Below are 15,780 nucleotides of genomic sequence, written 5' to 3' on the forward strand. Positions count from 1 at the left end.
TCGGTCTTATTCGCCCAGGCCGGAGTTCACGGCGCTCACCATATCCTGCAGCGCCTGTGCCTCATCGTTGCCATCGGCGACCAGCTCGATCTCCGTACCGCACTTCACGCAGGCGGAGAGCACGGAAACGATGGACTTGCCCATGTAGGTCTTGCCGTCCTTCTTGATGAGGATGTTGCAGCCCGCGTGACGGACCGCTTCCTTCACAAAGGCGTTTGCCGGGCGCGCATGCAGGCCCGACGCATTCATGACTGTAACTTTCTGACTGACCATGTTTCATATCTCCTGTTTCAATTTTCGTATTTTGACGTGCCGCAGCTCATTCGAGCGTCTGCGGCAGCGACAGCATAAAATAGAATATCTCGGCCCGCGGGATTTCCTGACCGAACGAGGCAAACGAGGATGCGATCAGCGCCTGCAGGCGATCAAACCAGGCCGCATTCTGGCGGATGAGCTCCTCATGCTCCGGCTCCATCGCGAGCGGATTGCCGTTGACGATGCGCTCCAGCATAGACGCCGCGTGCATGAACAGCCGCACGCGCACATCCTGCGGCAGAGTCCGGCGGTAATAGCCGGTTTCAAGCTGGTGCGTCATGGTCTCAATGCAGTCGATCGCCAGCTGCTGCTCCACATGAGGCGCGATATAGCGCAGGCTCTGCGCCAGCAGGCTGATCGTCTCGCCGCCGGAGGTCTCCTCCTGCCCGGAGAGCATCTGCTTGGTGTCCATGCCCCAATCGTCCACGATGGAGGCGATGGCCATGATGCCCTCCCGGCTGAACACGCGGTCCGCCGTGATGAACGGCACGCCAGGGATGTTCGGCTCCACCGTGCCGACCACGAGCCGCAGGGAGCTTCCGTACTGCTCGGCCAGCTTTTCCACGCTGTCGAGCGCGCTGACCGCGACGACGTGCAGGCGCGGGATATAGGCAAGCCGCTTCTGCAGGATCTCCTGAATGGTGCGGGCGCTGCCGATGCCGGTGATGCAGGTCGACAGAATGACCTTTTCCGGCGTCTGCTCCGCGTACTTTTCCCGCAGCGCGGGCAGATCGAGGCCGGAGGTCTGGAACAGATGGCTCATCTGCCGGAAATAGGCCTCTATGATCTGGTCGCGCAGCGCATTGAGGTCCTGCTGCGCCGGATGCAGCGTCAGGCGGCTCGCCTCAAGCAGCAGACGCTGCTCCAGAATGGGGATGACCCGGCACGGCACGCCCGTCGCCTTCGTCAGCTCCGGCTCCAGCGTGGTGAGCACCTTCATATCCGTGAAGATCAGGTTGCCCGCCTCGCCGTGGAATGTTGCGATATGGTCGCACAGGGACTGGAACAGGCTGCCGCCCCGTGCGGAATCCACCCAGTGGACGTGATTTGTGTCATAGACGGCGTTGAGATGGCGCGCCATACCGGCCGCCACGCCGTCGCTGCCGGAGGCCAGCGTCAGCCAGACCGGCGGCTTCTCCCGCTTTTTGCCCGCCTGACGCAGCAGGACGGCAAGGCAGTTCATCTCGTCAGTCGAGATGTGCACCTTGATAGCCTGCGCCAGCCACTGCCGGTTCTCCCGCAGGAAGTCCAGCTCCGCACCGTAGCCCTGCAGGCCGCCCCGCACGCTCAGCGGGAAGGCCGGCTGCTCTGAGCGCATGCGGCTGACATACTGGCTGAGATGCATGGCAAGCAGCGTCGCCGCAATGGACGGATAGACATGGTTGAGCGCATAAGAGGCCCGGCTGAGAAACTCGCTGCAGATGCCGATGCTGCCGGGGAACAGCACGCTGTCGAGCAGGCTGCGGTCGACATCCGGGGCCTGCAGGGCCCGCTCCATGTCCACATAATAATTATCGATCTCCGCAGCAATGATCTGCTGCAGATTTCCGGCGTCATGGTGCTGCTCCTGCTCGCCGGACAGGCGCGATTCCACAAAGTCATAGACATCGACGAACGAGGCAACGTCCGCCGCGCTGCTCTGGATGCGCTGGTTCGGCACGACAAGATCCTCCGCAAAATGCAGGTCGCCGTGCGCGTATTTTTCCGTCTCGGCCGAGACGTTATAGGTCTGGAACGAGAGGTCAGAAAACGTGACCGCGATCTCCCCCGTCCGGTTCCCCGCAACATTCTCGCGCAGGAACGCCTTGGCACAGGACAGCTGCACCAGATTCTTCAGAACGCCTAAATTGGAATGCAGCGAATAGTCCAGAATGCTGTTGAGCGCGCCCTTCTGGATGCGCAGCGTGCGGCCGATGTGGGCGGCCTCCTCTGCGTAAAAATGCTCCACCAGCTCCAGCCGCTCCTTCATCGGGCGGTCCGAGAGCGTCGGCATGGAGATGAGCACCGGCATACGGCGCAGGAACGTCTCGAGCAGATCGGTCAGCGGCTTTGTTGTCGCGCCGATGAGCATAAAGCGCGAGGTGCGAGGCGTATTGTCGCCGACGCGGCGGAACACGCCCGTGTCGAGCAGGGAGAAAAACATCTCCTGCCCGGTCGACGACAGGCCGTGGATCTCGTCGAGGAACAGAATGCCGCCGTTCGCCTGCTCCACAAGACCCGGCTTATCCTCGAGCGCGCCCGTGAACGCGCCCTTTTTATAGCCGAACAGGTGGGACAGCAGCAGCTGCGGATTGTCCGCATATTCCGCGCAGTTGAACTCCACGAAGGGAATCGGTGCATGCGCGCCGCAAAGCGCCTTCGTCTCCTTTGCGTATTCCCAGATCGTTCGGGCAAAATGGCTCTTGCCGCTGCCGGTCGAGCCGGTGATGAGCATATTCAGGCCGTTCGGGGGATAGGCAACGGCCGCCATGGCGACCCGCAGCTGATATTTCAGGCTGCCGTCCGCGCCGACGAGGCCGGAGAACGCCCGGTACTGTCCGGTCTCCTCCTCTGCCTGCGGCGGCTCCTCCTGCACGGCCGGCTCCGGCCGGATGTCCGCCGTCTCCTCCGATGCTGGGAAGAAACGCACGTTTTTCTTGCCGACCCGCCGCAGCTTTCCCTCTGCGACGAGCTTATTGAGCTCGACTGCGGCATCGTTGCGCCAGATGCTCAGGGCATCCGCAACGGCCTGCGCCGTCACGCCCTGAAAATCCGGTGTCTGTGCCGCTTCCAGGACAAATTGTAACACATGATCTCTGCGCATGTACTGACCTCCCTTCCGCAGAAATTATGTACCCTGCTTACGGTTCGAAAAAGCTCTTGATATTGACGACTGCCGCCTTGGCGGATTCCTCCAGCAGGGCGACTAGCTCGCTGCCCTTCATGGCCTCGCGCATGGTCATCGCCTCCAGCAGGACCGGCAGGTTCATGCCGCACAGGCCGGGGAATTCCTCGCCGCCGCTCTTCATCATCATCTGATTGAACGGTGTGCCGCTTGCCAGGTCGAACAGAACGATCGAGCCCTCGGGCATCTGCTTGAACGTCTGCATGGCCTTCTCGCCGTATTCGTCAATGCTCGCGTTCTCCAGCAGCGGCAACGCCACCACGTTCACTGCCTCGCCGCCGATCATCTGGGCAGACTCGAGCAGAGCCTGGCAGAACGGGCCGTGCGACAGCAGCAGGATGCCCGGGATGTTCTCTACAAAGTTTTCTTGTTTCATCGGTTTGCACCTCCCTGTGCCTTTCTATTATAGCAAATTTCATGCCACTACGAGTAGTATCAACCGGAAAAATTTTGATACGGGGCGGATGCCTTGACATCCACCCGGCGAGCCGATATAATGGAATATCACAAAAAGCGCATCGTTTACCGTCGGAAGAGGATTTTTTTATGCAGATCTTTCAGGAACAGAAGCCCGTTCAACAGCAGCGACCGCAGATGTACGCCGCTGTTGAAATTTTACAGCTGGACGTATGCCAGCTGCAGTCCTATATCAATACCGCTCTGCTGGAAAATCCCACACTGGAATGCGGAGCCGCGCCGGGCGTGAGTCTGCTTGACGATCTCTCCGCCGGCGGGCATGCCGCCGCGGGCGAGGATGCGGAGCACATGCAGCCGGATTTTGCCGACCGGGACGCCGTCGCCTACGGCGAGGACCTGACGACCCATCTGCAGTTTCAGGCGGAGCGCCTGTCGCTGGAGCCGGTGCTGCAGCGCGCCGTGCTCGCCGTCATCCATGCGCTCGATGCCGACGGCTATCTGCGCACCGATGTCTCCGCGCTCGGCCCGGCCGCGCTTGTTGATGCGGCTGTTCAGATCGTTCAGCGCCTCGACCCGCCCGGCGTCGGCGCAAGAACGCTTTCGGAATGCCTCTGCCTGCAGCTGCAGGCGCTCGGCGAGTCCGGGCTGGCCTGCACGATCGCGGAGCACTATCTCGAGCAGGCTGGGCATCACGCTTTTGCGGCCATCGCCGCGAGCGAGCATGTTCCCCTTGCCGCCGTGCAGGAGGCCTACCGGCAGATCCAGAGCCTTTCGCCCTACCCGTGCGCGGAATTCAGCCGCGCGCAGGACGACGGCTATGTCGTCCCCGACGTGCTCCTGCAGGAAAAAGACGGCGTGCTCAGCGTCGCCGTCAACAGGGCCTACACGCCGGAGCTGTCCGTCAGCAGCTTCTACCGCTCCCTCGTCCGCGAGACGGACGATCCGGAGGCGCGGCAGTATATCGTCAAAAAGGTCTCGCAGGCGGAATGGCTCATCAGCTGCATCCGGCAGCGGGAGGAGACGCTCCTGCGCTGCTGTCAGGAAATTCTGAAGCGGCAGCTGCCGTATTTTCGCTCCGGGCAGGCGCTCGCTCCGATGACGATGCAGGACATCGCGCAGGCCGTCGGCCTGCACACCTCCACCGTCAGCCGCGCGCTCAGCGGGAAGTATATCCAGACGCCGCAGGGCGTCCGCCTGCTGCGCAGCCTGTTTTCCGCAAAGCTGGCAGGCGGTGAGGTCTCCGGCGTCATGGCACAGCAGGCCATCGCCGTGCTTGTGCAGCAGGAGGATAAGCACGCTCCCCTGTCCGATCAGGCGCTTGCCGAGCGGCTGCAGGTACAGGGCATCGACATCTCGCGCCGCACCGTGGCAAAATACCGCCAGCTGCTGCAGATTCCGTCCGCCGCAACCCGCAGAGCTTAATGCTCCGCAGCAAAAAATTCGCGCACGGCGTCCAGATCGGCAAAGCGCGCGTCATAGAGCTCCGGGTGCTCCTCCTCCGGCCGCCAGAGGTCCGGCACGAACAGCGTCCGGCATCCGGCGCGCCTGCTCGCGCGCAGGCCGTTCGGCGAATCCTCGATCACGGTGCACAGCGCAGCGGGGCTTCCCAGCTGACGCGCCGCCTCGAGGAAAATGTCCGGCTCCGGCTTCGAGCGGCCGACCATGTCGCCGGAAATGACCGCAGTAAAATATTGCAGCAGCCCGACCCGCTCCAGCCGGCCGCGCACCACAGCCGCCGGAGACGAGGACGCGACTGCAATCGGGATATCCCACGCGCACAGCTGCTCCAGCAGCCGCTGCGCGCCTTTTTTGGCCGGAGCTGCGCCATTGGCGTAAAAATTCTGCAGATAGGCCTCCTCGTGCTCCAGGATTCGGTCCGCATCCGCGCCGAATTCCTGCCGGAACCGTTTGATCCACGCCTCGTCGTTGAGTCCGAGGCCGATGATCGCCATCCGCTCCACATTGGGAACGCCGGTCTTCTCGCCCGCATAACGAAAACTCTCCCAGACCACGCGCTCGCTGTCCACGAGCACGCCATCCATGTCAAAGATCACCGCATTCATATGCATACCTCCCGTATTCGTCTTCATGCGCCAAAGTATAGCGCACCGGGGAAGAAAAAGCAAGTCCCGCCCGATGCGGGCAGAGGAAAAAGGCAGCCGCCGCGGCCAATCGACCGCAGCGGCTCAGACTGTCAAAAAAGCCTCGCAGAGTTTGCGCTCGCAAGCGCAGAGAAAGTGGAAATCATTTTCTCCGGCGGCGTGTACGTCGGAGAAAATACCGCTCGGCTCGCAAACGTGCGAAGGGTGTACCCTTCGTGCGCTGCCGCGAGCCGCAGCCTTCTCAAACGAGAGCCCAGTGAAACGGGTCTCGTTTGAGAGCTTGTCAAAAATCCTTTTTTGACAAGCTCAGCCGCCGCGGCCAGACGACCGCAGCGGCTGCGAATTATTGCATCATATTTGGGATTCTGTTGCCCTTACGCTTCCTTCTTTTCGAACTCGTTCGCCACATTCTCCAGCAGCTGGCGGATGGGCAGATGCTGCGGGCAGACGGACTCGCACTTGCCGCACTTCACGCAGTCCGAGGCCTTATGACCGGGCAGTGCGTAGACGGCATTGTAGTAATAATCCGTATGCCAGTCGTGGTAGATCTGCTTCGCGTTCATCGTGGCGAACAGTTCCGGGATGGCGATCTGCTTCGGGCAGCCGTCCGTGCAGTATCGGCAGCCGGTGCACGGGATGAGGTTCTTGCTGCGGAAGATTTCCTGCACCTTCGCGATGGCAGCAAGCTCCGTTTCGCCCAGCGGCTTGAAGTCCTTCATGAACGAGATATTGTCCTGCACCTGCTCTGGCGTGCTCATACCGGAGAGCACCATCAGCATGCCGGGGAAGCCCGCAGCGAAGCGGATGGCATAGCTGGCCGGGCTGCCGCCATGCAGGGCATCCAGAACGGCGCGTGCATCGTCCGGCAGCTTGACAAGGTTTCCACCCTTGACCGGCTCCATGACGATGACCGGCTTGTTGAACTTCCGGCAGACCTCATAGCACTTGCGGCTCTGGACGGAGGGATCGTCATAGTCAACATAATTGAACTGAATCTGCACGACTTCGATCGCGGGATACTCTGTCAGGATCTGCTCGAGCAGCTCGGGGCGGCCATGAAACGAAATGCCGACGTGGCGGACCTTGCCCTCTTCCTTCAGAGCAAACGCCGTCTCATAAGCGCGGCAGGCCTTGAAATGGCCATAGTTCTCCGAGCACTGCGAATGCATAAGGTAGAAATCAAAATAATCGACCCCGCAGTCCTCGAGCTGGCTCTCGAACAACGGACGGATGTCCGCCTCGGTCTTGAAAAAGTTCTCCGTCAGCTTGTCCGTCAGGATGTAGCGGTCGCGCAGATAACGGCTCGTCAGGCAGGTCTTGAGCGTCTTTTCGCTCTTGCCCTGCAGATAGCCGTGCGCCGTGTCAAAATAGTTGAAGCCCGCGTCCAGAAATGCGTCTACCATGCGGTTCGTTTCCGCGATATCGACCTCGCCGTCCTGCATCGGAAGGCGCATAAAGCCAAAGCCGAAGTTCTTTTTGATCCGTTCCATGTCCGCTTCTCCTTTCGTATCATATTTTTTATATTGGACCACAGAGGGCCTGCAGTCACTTCGTTTTTTGACCCTTTTCCATTAATAAAGGGATAACCTGCGTTGAGTTTATGATACCATACTTTTTTATGGATTGCAATTCGCGAAACAATTCTTCCCGTGCGCCATCTTGATGGATACAAGGGGGTCAGCGCAGCAGGCTGACCGGATCCATACAGAAAAGGGAGGCATTTTTTATGAAGAAGACGTTCCTGCTCCTCGCACTGGTCTGCGTTCTCGTGCTGCTTGCGGCCTGCGGCAGCAAGCCCGCCCCGACGGAACCCGCGCCGACCGAGCCAACCTCATCGCGCGATCTGCAGATGCTCTATCAGAGCGGCATCACCGCCATGGGCGCGGACGCGCCGGTCCTGTTCCCGGTCTCGGACATTTCGGAGCTGAGTCCCCTGTTCCCCGGACTGGAGGAAATTTCGTTCCGGCAGGTCAGCGGCGGCCTCTCCCCCGTGACCGGCGCGCCGGACGAGGTCGTTCTGCTTGAGGTTGAGAACAGCGCCGACGTGCAGAAGGTCGTGGACATCCTGCAGAAGGCCGTGGACGAGGGCGCCGTCGAGAGCGAGGGCACAGACGAGGCGATCACCGCGGCATGGAAGGACAATGCCAGCATCACGACGGATGGAAACTATATCTGCCTTGCCGTTTTCATGAACGGCGTTTCGATCCCGGCAGAATTTATGCTTCCCTGAATTTGGAACGAAAATCGCGTCCGTCATGTTGGCATACCAACATATTTGCGTGCTGTCATTTGCTATGATGTGTCCATGAAGTGAACCCCAAACCACAAGAAGGAGTTTTCCCATGGACCACAACATGTTTTGCTTTCAATGTGAGCAGACCGCAGGCTGCACCGGCTGCACGAGCCGCGGCGTCTGCGGCAAGGACGCGCAGACTGCACAGGTGCAGGACCGGCTGACCGGAGCACTGATCGGTCTGGCGCGCGCGGCGGACACCAGCCCGGATGCCGGTCCGGAGACCTGGCAGCTGATGATCGAGGGCCTGTTCGCCACGCTGACGAACGTCAATTTCGATCCGGACAGCCTGAACGCCCTGACCTGGCGCGTCCGGGCCGAGAAGCAGCGCCTTGTGCCGGACTGTGCCGTCTGCACCGCGCCCTGCGGTCGGACGGGCGACTATGATCTGGCGCAGCTCTGGGGCACACAGGAGGACATCCGCAGCCTGAAGTCCCTGCTGCTGTTCGGCAGCCGCGGCATGGCAGCCTATGCCTATCATGCCATGGTGCTCGGCTACCGGGACGAGTCCGTCGAACGCTTTCTTTCTAAAGCTCTGTTCGCCGTCGGCGAAGACTGGAGCATGGAGGAGCTTCTCCCGCTCGTGCTGGAGCTGGGCGAGGTCAACCTGCGCTGCATGGCGCTGCTGGACAAAGCCAACACCGAATGCTTTGGCAAGCCTTCCCCGGTCCATGTACCGTTTTCCGTGGAGCCCGGCCCGTTTATCGTTGTGTCCGGTCATGACCTGCACGACCTGAAGCTCCTGCTGGAGCAGACGGCAGACCGCGGCATCGCAGTCTATACGCACGGCGAGATGCTCCCGGCGCACGCCTACCCGGAGCTGAAAAAGTATCCCCATCTCAAGGGGAATTTCGGCACGGCATGGCAGAACCAGCAGAAGGAATTTGCGGACCTCCCCGCGCCGATCCTGTTCACGACGAACTGCCTCATGCCGCCGCGCCCGTCCTACGCCGACCGCGTGTTCACCACGGCTGTCGTCGCCTACCCCGATCTCCCGCGCATCGGCGCGGAAAAGGACTTCACGCCTGTCATCGAGCGCGCACTGGAGCTGGGCGGCTATGCGGAGACACAGCACCGCACCGGCCTGAACGGCGGCACGGGCACGACCACGGGCTTTGCGCACGACGCCGTGCTGGCAAACGCCGCGCAGATCGTCGAGGCCGTGCGCTCCGGCGCGATCCGCCACTTCTTCCTGGTCGGCGGCTGCGACGGCGCACGGGCGGGCCGCAATTACTACACGGAATTCGTCCGCCAGACCCCGCCGGACACCGTCGTGCTGACGCTCGCCTGCGGAAAATACCGCTTCCACGACATGGACCTCGGCACCGTCGCAGGCCTGCCGCGCCTGCTGGACATCGGTCAGTGCAATGACGCCTACAGTGCCATTCAGATCGCATTGGCGCTGGCGGAGGCCTTCCACTGCGGTGTGAACGACCTGCCGCTTTCCATGGTCCTGTCGTGGTATGAGCAGAAGGCCGTCTGCATTCTGCTGACGCTCCTGCACCTCGGCATCCGGAATATCCGCCTCGGCCCGACGCTCCCGGCCTTTCTGTCGCCCAATGTGCTGCAGTACCTCGTGGAGCACTATGCCATCGCACCCATCACCACCCCGGAGGCGGACCTTGCCGCTCTTCTGGGAAGCTGAGTCAAAAACGGAGCACCCGCGTCATGCAGGTGCTCCAATTCTTTGCAGAATCATTGCAGGCTCTCAAAATCCCACTTCCGCCGCCGGTTATTACGCAGCAGCCGCAGGCGGCTCGCCTCCTCGTGCGCATAGCCGTCGCCGAGGGCAGCAGCCTGATCGTACAGCGCAATGGCCCGGTCCAGATCGCACGGGACGCCGCAGCCCGCCTCATAGCATTCCGCAAGGCAGCTCAGTGCCTGCACGTCGCCCTGCTCCGCTGCGCGCGTATAAAGCTCCGCGGCACGCGCCCGGTCCTGCTCCACACCGTTCCCGGTAAAGTACAGGTTTCCGAGGGCGCACTGGGCCTGTGCATCCTCCTGCTCCGCCGCCAGCGCATACAGCTCGACCGCCCGGGCCATGTTCCGTTCCAGTCCGATGCCGTGCTCATAGCAGAGTCCCAGCTCATACTGTGCAGGCGGAAAGCCGAGGGCGGCACTGTCCCGAAACAGCTCAGCCGCAGTCCGCTCATCCTGCTTTGTTCCCTTGCCGATCACATAGCAAGCACCGAGAAAGCAGCGGCCTGCCGCATTCTCCGGCGAGGTCCGGCTGAGCCAGTAGAATGCGGCATCCGGGTCTTCCGGTGCGCCGTTTGTGCCATAAAAATAGTTGATGCCAAGCTCCGTGATGGCGGCTTCATTGCCGTTCTCCGCCGCCTGAAGGCAGGCTTCGAACCGCGCCTGCTTCTGCTGCGCGAGGCGCACCAGCTCCGGCGAGAGCGATACGGCAGAGACGTTCCATTCCTCATTCTGCATGGGGGATCTCCTCCTCACAGCGCGCGAGCAGCTCCTGCAGCTTTTTGGCAACGGTCTCCACCACGCAGTAGCACGGGTCCTCATAGCCATCGATCTCCAGCCCGCGCAGCTCATCGCACCAGAGCGTTTCAAACTGCCCGAATACGTTCGTCAGCTCCTCCACGAGCGCGGGGCCATCCGGATTGTCGCTGTTCCATTCGCCGTTTCCCGTTGTCATCAGGCCGAGGATCGCCGTTCCGGCCGTCAGTGCGCCGCAGCAGGAAAGGCCGGTCTGCATGCCGCTTCCCAGCAGCGTGAACAGCTTTCGCGCCTGCTCCGGCAAATGCAGATGGTAGTATTCCTCGCAGCCCAGCAGGATGGATTCTGCGCAGCTGTAGTTCGTTCCGATATGATAGCGATTGACGATTTCGTATAATTCCATGCTGTCTCCTGACCGCAAGTTCCCCCGGAGCCGAAGCTCCGGGGGTTCATTTGTAATGTTAACGATAGAGATAAGAATAGCTGTCGCGGATCGTGCGCACGAGCAGGGCGGCATCGGCAGGCAGCTCGTCCGGATCGCCGACGGTCTCCGTCGTCAGGCGTGCGCGGACCTTGCCATCCGGAAGGAAGCAGAAGCCGAAGTTCTTGGAATCGTCCATGTCCTCTGTCGTCTGGAACAGCGTCAGCTTATCCTTGCACGGCTCGGAGGCATACGGACAGAAGGCAGTGCAGTTGCCGCACTCGTTGCACATCTTGTCGACGTGCACGATCTCCGTGCGGCCGTCCGGCAGACGGACGGCGACGTTGGCGCGGTTCGGGCAGACGTCCACGCAGTTCTGGCAGACGGTGTCGCAGCTCAGGCAGCGCTCGCCCTCGCAGCAGACCTTGCCCGGTGCGTGCAGGATGCCCTTGCGGGCGATAGCCTCGGCCTCCGTAGGATGGGCCTCCGCCGGGATGTCATAGGTGTGCGGCGCGCCGATGACGGCCTCCGCAAAGCGGGCTGCGTCTGCGATGCCCTCCACGACCGTAGCCGGGCCGCGCAGCGCATCACCGGCAGCATAGACGCCGGGAACGTTCGTGCAGAAGGCAGGACGGCCCTTTGCGCTGAGCGTGATGCCGTTGTCCGTGAACACCTGCTCCTCGACCTGCTCGCCGACGGCGGAGATCACGAGGTCGCACGGCAGCTCGACCGTCTCGCCGGTCGGGACCGGGCTGCGGCGTCCGGAGGCATCCGGCTCGCCGAGGCGCATCTTCTCGCACGTCAGGACGCCGTTTTCCTGCTTGACGGGCGCGGCCAGCTCGAGGAAGTCCACGCCGTCCTGCATGGCCAGCACCAGCTCCTGCGCATCGGCAGGCATGAAGCGGCGCGTTCTGCGGTAGACGAGCGTCACGGACGCCGCGCCGCCGCGCTTTGCCACGCGGGCAGCATCCATGGCGGTGTTGCCGCCGCCGACGACGGCGACATGGCCGAGCGGCTCGTTCGCACCGGCCTTGCGTTCCTGCATCCAGCCGATGACGCCGCGGACGTTGCCGGGGATGTTCAGCTTGCCGGGCTTCCATGCGCCGGTGGCATAGAGAATGTGGGTATAGCCCATCTTGTGCAGCTCTTCGACGGAGGGAGCCTCGGTATTCAGGCGGACCTCCGCGCCGTAGGCCTGCATAAGGGCGATATCGCGGTCAATTGCCTCGTCCGAGATGCGGAACGCCGGGATGACATGGCGGACGATGCCGCCGAGCTTGCCGGTGCGCTCAAAGATGGTGCAAGCCACGCCTGCACGGCCGAGGAAGTAGGCCGCAGCAATGCCGGTCGGGCCGCCGCCGATGATGGCAGCGCGCTTGCCGGGAACGGGAGCCGGGCGGACGACGGATGCCATTCTGGCATCGATGCCCTTCTCGGCCGCCAGCAGCTTGGCCGCGCGGATCTGGACGGGATCCTCATAGAAATTGCGGGTGCACTTGCCCATGCAGCGGTGCGCGCAGATCGTGCCGGTGATGAACGGCAGAGCGTTGCGCTCCGTGATAAGGGCCAGCGCCTCGTTATACAGGCCCTTACGACACAGCTCGAGATACTCGGGGATGTCCTGTGCGATGGGGCAGCCGCCGCGGCAGGGGGCGGAGTAGCAATCGAACCAGGGCACCTTTTCCTCGGACTTGCGCGTGGGCAGCGGCTTGACGGGCTTGCAGTGGTGCGGGTCCGTGCGGCAGGAGGCGGACAGGGCCGCAATGGCCTCGGTGTCCGTGCCGTCGAACGGGCGGAACGGCATGCCGGCCGTCTTTTCGGCCATCTGGGTCAGGCGGTTATAGCCGCCCGGCTTCAGGATCGTCGTGGCGACGGTGATGGGCCAGATCCCGGCCGCCAGCAGCTTGTCGCAGTTGAAGAAGTCTGCGCCGCCTGCGAACGAGATCTTCATCTTACCGCCGAACTGCGCGGAGATGCGGCGGCACATTTCGATGGTCAGCGGGAACAGGGAGCGGCCGGACATGTACATCTCGTCGTTCGGCAGCTCGCCGCGCGTCGTGTCGACCGGGAACGTATTCGACAGCTTCAGGCCGAACTGCAGCTTCTCGTGGTCCGCCAGCGCCTGCAGACGCTCAAACATCGGGACGGCGTCCTTCCACTGCAGATCCTCATTAAAATGGTGATCGTCGAAGACGATGTAGTCATAGCCCATTGAATCGAGGATCGTGCGAGCGTCGTGATAGCCGAGGATCGTCGGATTGCACTTGACGAACGTGTGCACATGCTTCTCGGTCAGCAGGTAGGACGCGATGCGCTCGATCTCATCAGGCGGGCAGCCGTGCAGCGTCGAAAGCGTGACGCTGTGGGAGACCTGCGGCGAGATGGAGGCAATGAACGCCGCCTCCTCCGGGAACAGCTCCGTCAGGACCTTGCGGCACTCAGCAAACACCGGCAGCTGCGAAGCGTCCTTCATGGATTCGATGTAGTGGTCGATCTTCGGGCCACGGATTCCCTCGAGGTCATAGCCGACGGACATGTTGAACACAAAGCCGTCCGGGTCGCCGTAATGCCAGACCTTCGCCATGATCTTCAGAGCGAACCACGCCTTGACATACTCGTCGAGCGCCTGACCGACCTCCAGCTCCGTGGACCACTCCTGGTTGTAGCCCTCGTCGTCTGCAAGGATGCAGGGACGCGGCACGCAGGCGGCAAGCTCCGCGCCGTCCATCTTCTGAACGGTCTTGACCTCAAAGAAGCGCGCGCCTGCGACGTAGGCGGCGATGATATTCTGCGCCAGCTGGCTGTTCGGGCCTGCAGCGGGGCCGAACGGGCTTTCGATCTTCTCGCCGAAGATGGGAAGCGTCTTGGCCGGGTCGGCGATCCAGCGCTTATGCACGCCGAAGACCTCGCCGGTCTTCTCCCGCTCTGCGAGGATCCAGTTCATCAGGCTGCGGAACGGAATGGGATACATTTTCTCAGACATGGGATCATCCTCCTGTGATGCTTGTTGCGGCGCCGCGCGCACCCCGGGTAAGGCAGGCGCGGCGCAGGATCATATTTGACGGAAATGAATTATAAATTAGTAGGTGCAGTCGTTCAGCGCGCCCCAGAGCTTCTTGGACTCCTCGAGGATGTGCGCATTGATCGCCTCTTCGTCGATACCGATGAGCTCGCGGTCCTTCATAAGGAGCTTGCCGTTGGCGATCGTCGTCTGGCACTGGCGGCCGGTCATGCCGAAGATCATATGGCCGTCGATGTTCGCATCGGAGAACGGGGTGAACGGCTTGTAGTCCATGACGATGACGTCCGCCGCCGCGCCCGGCTCCAGCACGCCGAGGGGCGCGTCGAAGTAGCGCGCGCCGATCTTCGCGTTGTTCTTGAAGAGCATGTCCGTGACCTCGCACCACGCGACATTCGGCGCACAGGCATTGCTCCGCTGCGAGCAGAGGGCTACCTTCAGAGACTCGAGCATATCATTCGTGTAGGCGTCCGTGCCCATGCCGAGGAGGATGCCCGCCTTGGACAGCGGCAGCACCGGGCAGATGCCAACGGCGTTGCCCATGTTGGACTCCGGATTGTTCACGACCATGGTGTCGGTATTCTTAATAAGCTCGATCTCCGCCGTATTGACATGGATGCAGTGGCCGAGGATCGTCTTCGGGCCGAGGATGCCGTGGTCCTGCAGGCGCTGCACGGGACGGCGGCCATAGTTCTGCAGGCTGTCGTAGACATCGTTCATGCCCTCGGAAACGTGGATGTGATAGCCGGTGCGGCCGTTGTTCGCTGCGACCATACGGTCGAACGTCTTGTCGGAGATGGTGAACAGGGCATGTCCGCCGAACATGGCGGCGAGCATGGGGTCCTTCTCCTTCTCGCACCAGGTAATGAAGTCGGCATTCTCCTGGATGGCCTGCAGGCACTTCTCCTCGCCGTCGCGGTCGGAGACCTCGTAGCACAGGCAGGAGCGGATGCCGAACTGCTTTGCCGACTCCGCGATCTGGAACAGGCTGCCGGGGATCTCACAGTAGGAGGCGTGGTGATCGAAGATCGTCGTCACGCCCTGCTTGATGCAGTCGATGTACAGAGCGTCGGCCGAGGCCTTCGTGCCCTTGAGCGTCAGCTTGCGGTCAATAGCCCACCAGGTACCGTCGAGCACCTCATAGAAATTCGTGGGGTTGTTGCCCTTGATGGAAAGACCGCGGGCCAGTGCGGAATAAATATGCGTGTGGGCGTTGATGAACGCCGGCATGATGACGCCGCCGCGTGCATCGATAAACTCCGCCTCCGGATATCTGGCGCGGAGGGCAGCGGTCTCGCCGACCTCTTTGATCTTCGTCCCGTCGATGCAGACGGCGCCGTTCTCCAGATACGGAAGGGCCTGACTGCGGGTGATCAGTCTGCCGTTTCCAAGAATATACATGCTCGTGTACCTCCTGTTTGTGATTTCCATGGCGTGAATAAAACAAAAATGGGGATGCAGAACCATTCGTTCAACATCTCCACTCAAGAATCCCTGAGTGATAGTCGGAAGCCCGTGCGCGCAGCACTTCGTTACAGCTATCAATCTGAAATTGTAATTCTATTATACACAACGCTCCCAGTTCCCGCAAGGCTTTTTCGGAGGCAAATCCGACCAAATTTTTGTCGAGAATTTTGGCAGTATTGCACAAATACTTCCGCGAATAAACGTTACAAGCATGTTAGTGTCTGTAACACTTTTAGCCAAGAATGCGGAGTTTTGAAGGATATCAAAAAGAGTCTGCTGTTATCTGCCGTATTTCGTTCTGAAACTGCGCAGTCTGGGCGAAACCTCGAAATCTATCGAAATATCGTTTAAAATGGAACGCGATATTTTTTCACATAATTTTGCCAGAAAGGGCTTGCAAAAGGCTTT

The 15,780-nt window shown here is 61.4% G+C and carries 12 protein-coding genes; 3 read left to right on the forward strand and 9 right to left on the reverse strand.

Going from position 1 to position 15,780, the window contains the following annotated elements; all coding sequences use genetic code 11:
* Nucleotides 1-6: 6 nt before the first annotated feature.
* Genes ACMKFF_RS08930 through ACMKFF_RS08940 form a run of 3 tightly spaced genes read right to left on the reverse strand, consistent with a single transcriptional unit; the run spans nucleotide 7 to nucleotide 3,575 of the window.
* Nucleotides 7-273 carry an HPr family phosphocarrier protein gene (locus ACMKFF_RS08930; RefSeq protein WP_367927352.1) on the reverse strand — a complete coding sequence of 89 codons (267 nt, stop codon included), beginning with the start codon at nucleotides 271-273 and terminating at the stop codon, nucleotides 7-9.
* A 46-nt stretch (nucleotides 274-319) separates the two neighbouring features.
* Nucleotides 320-3,118, reverse strand: coding sequence for a sigma 54-interacting transcriptional regulator (locus ACMKFF_RS08935; protein WP_419496710.1), 2,799 nt, complete (start codon nucleotides 3,116-3,118; stop codon nucleotides 320-322).
* Between the two features lie 37 nt (nucleotides 3,119-3,155).
* Nucleotides 3,156-3,575 carry a PTS sugar transporter subunit IIA gene (locus ACMKFF_RS08940; RefSeq protein ID WP_349135868.1) on the reverse strand — a complete coding sequence of 140 codons (420 nt, stop codon included), beginning with the start codon at nucleotides 3,573-3,575 and terminating at the stop codon, nucleotides 3,156-3,158.
* A gap of 170 nt (nucleotides 3,576-3,745) precedes the next feature.
* Between ACMKFF_RS08940 and rpoN the strand changes: the two genes are divergently transcribed.
* Entirely contained in the window at nucleotides 3,746-5,038 is a 1,293-nt protein-coding gene (rpoN, locus tag ACMKFF_RS08945) for an RNA polymerase factor sigma-54 (RefSeq protein ID WP_419496711.1), read from the forward strand.
* Here the strand turns inward: rpoN and ACMKFF_RS08950 are convergent.
* Together ACMKFF_RS08950 and ACMKFF_RS08955 are read right to left on the reverse strand one after the other, a co-directional pair.
* A complete protein-coding gene (locus tag ACMKFF_RS08950; protein WP_419496712.1) occupies nucleotides 5,035-5,679 on the reverse strand; it encodes an HAD family hydrolase in 645 nt (214 codons plus the stop codon). The genes rpoN and ACMKFF_RS08950 overlap by 4 nt on opposite strands.
* 413 nt (nucleotides 5,680-6,092) lie before the next feature.
* Nucleotides 6,093-7,208, reverse strand: coding sequence for an aldo/keto reductase (locus tag ACMKFF_RS08955; protein WP_419496713.1), 1,116 nt, complete (start codon nucleotides 7,206-7,208; stop codon nucleotides 6,093-6,095).
* A 236-nt stretch (nucleotides 7,209-7,444) separates the two neighbouring features.
* Here ACMKFF_RS08955 and ACMKFF_RS08960 point away from each other — a divergent pair, with 236 nt between their 5' ends.
* Both ACMKFF_RS08960 and hcp read left to right on the forward strand, forming a co-directional pair.
* A complete protein-coding gene (locus tag ACMKFF_RS08960; RefSeq protein WP_349135872.1) occupies nucleotides 7,445-7,948 on the forward strand; it encodes a hypothetical protein in 504 nt (167 codons plus the stop codon).
* A gap of 112 nt (nucleotides 7,949-8,060) precedes the next feature.
* Nucleotides 8,061-9,656 carry a hydroxylamine reductase gene (hcp, locus tag ACMKFF_RS08965; protein ID WP_419496714.1) on the forward strand — a complete coding sequence of 532 codons (1,596 nt, stop codon included), beginning with the start codon at nucleotides 8,061-8,063 and terminating at the stop codon, nucleotides 9,654-9,656.
* 50 nt (nucleotides 9,657-9,706) lie between these two features.
* Here hcp and ACMKFF_RS08970 read toward each other — a convergent pair whose 3' ends face one another.
* From ACMKFF_RS08970 to ssnA, 4 genes are all read right to left on the reverse strand, one after another.
* Entirely contained in the window at nucleotides 9,707-10,447 is a 741-nt protein-coding gene (locus ACMKFF_RS08970) for a tetratricopeptide repeat protein (RefSeq protein ID WP_419496715.1), read from the reverse strand.
* Nucleotides 10,437-10,868, reverse strand: coding sequence for a C-GCAxxG-C-C family protein (locus ACMKFF_RS08975; RefSeq protein WP_419496716.1), 432 nt, complete (start codon nucleotides 10,866-10,868; stop codon nucleotides 10,437-10,439). Before ACMKFF_RS08975 ends, ACMKFF_RS08970 begins: the two co-directional genes overlap by 11 nt.
* A gap of 58 nt (nucleotides 10,869-10,926) precedes the next feature.
* Nucleotides 10,927-13,869, reverse strand: a complete 2,943-nt coding sequence (gene ygfK, locus ACMKFF_RS08980; RefSeq protein ID WP_419496717.1) for a putative selenate reductase subunit YgfK — start codon at nucleotides 13,867-13,869, stop codon at nucleotides 10,927-10,929.
* Nucleotides 13,870-13,965: 96 nt separating this feature from the next.
* On the reverse strand, nucleotides 13,966-15,306 hold the full coding sequence (gene ssnA / locus ACMKFF_RS08985) for a putative aminohydrolase SsnA (RefSeq protein WP_419496718.1): 1,341 nt from the start codon (nucleotides 15,304-15,306) through the stop codon (nucleotides 13,966-13,968).
* Nucleotides 15,307-15,780: the final 474 nt, after the last annotated feature.

Origin of the sequence: Faecousia sp. (assembly GCF_048519415.1) — a bacterium.
In the GTDB taxonomy this organism is placed as follows: Bacteria; Bacillota; Clostridia; order Oscillospirales; family Oscillospiraceae; genus JAZOXB01.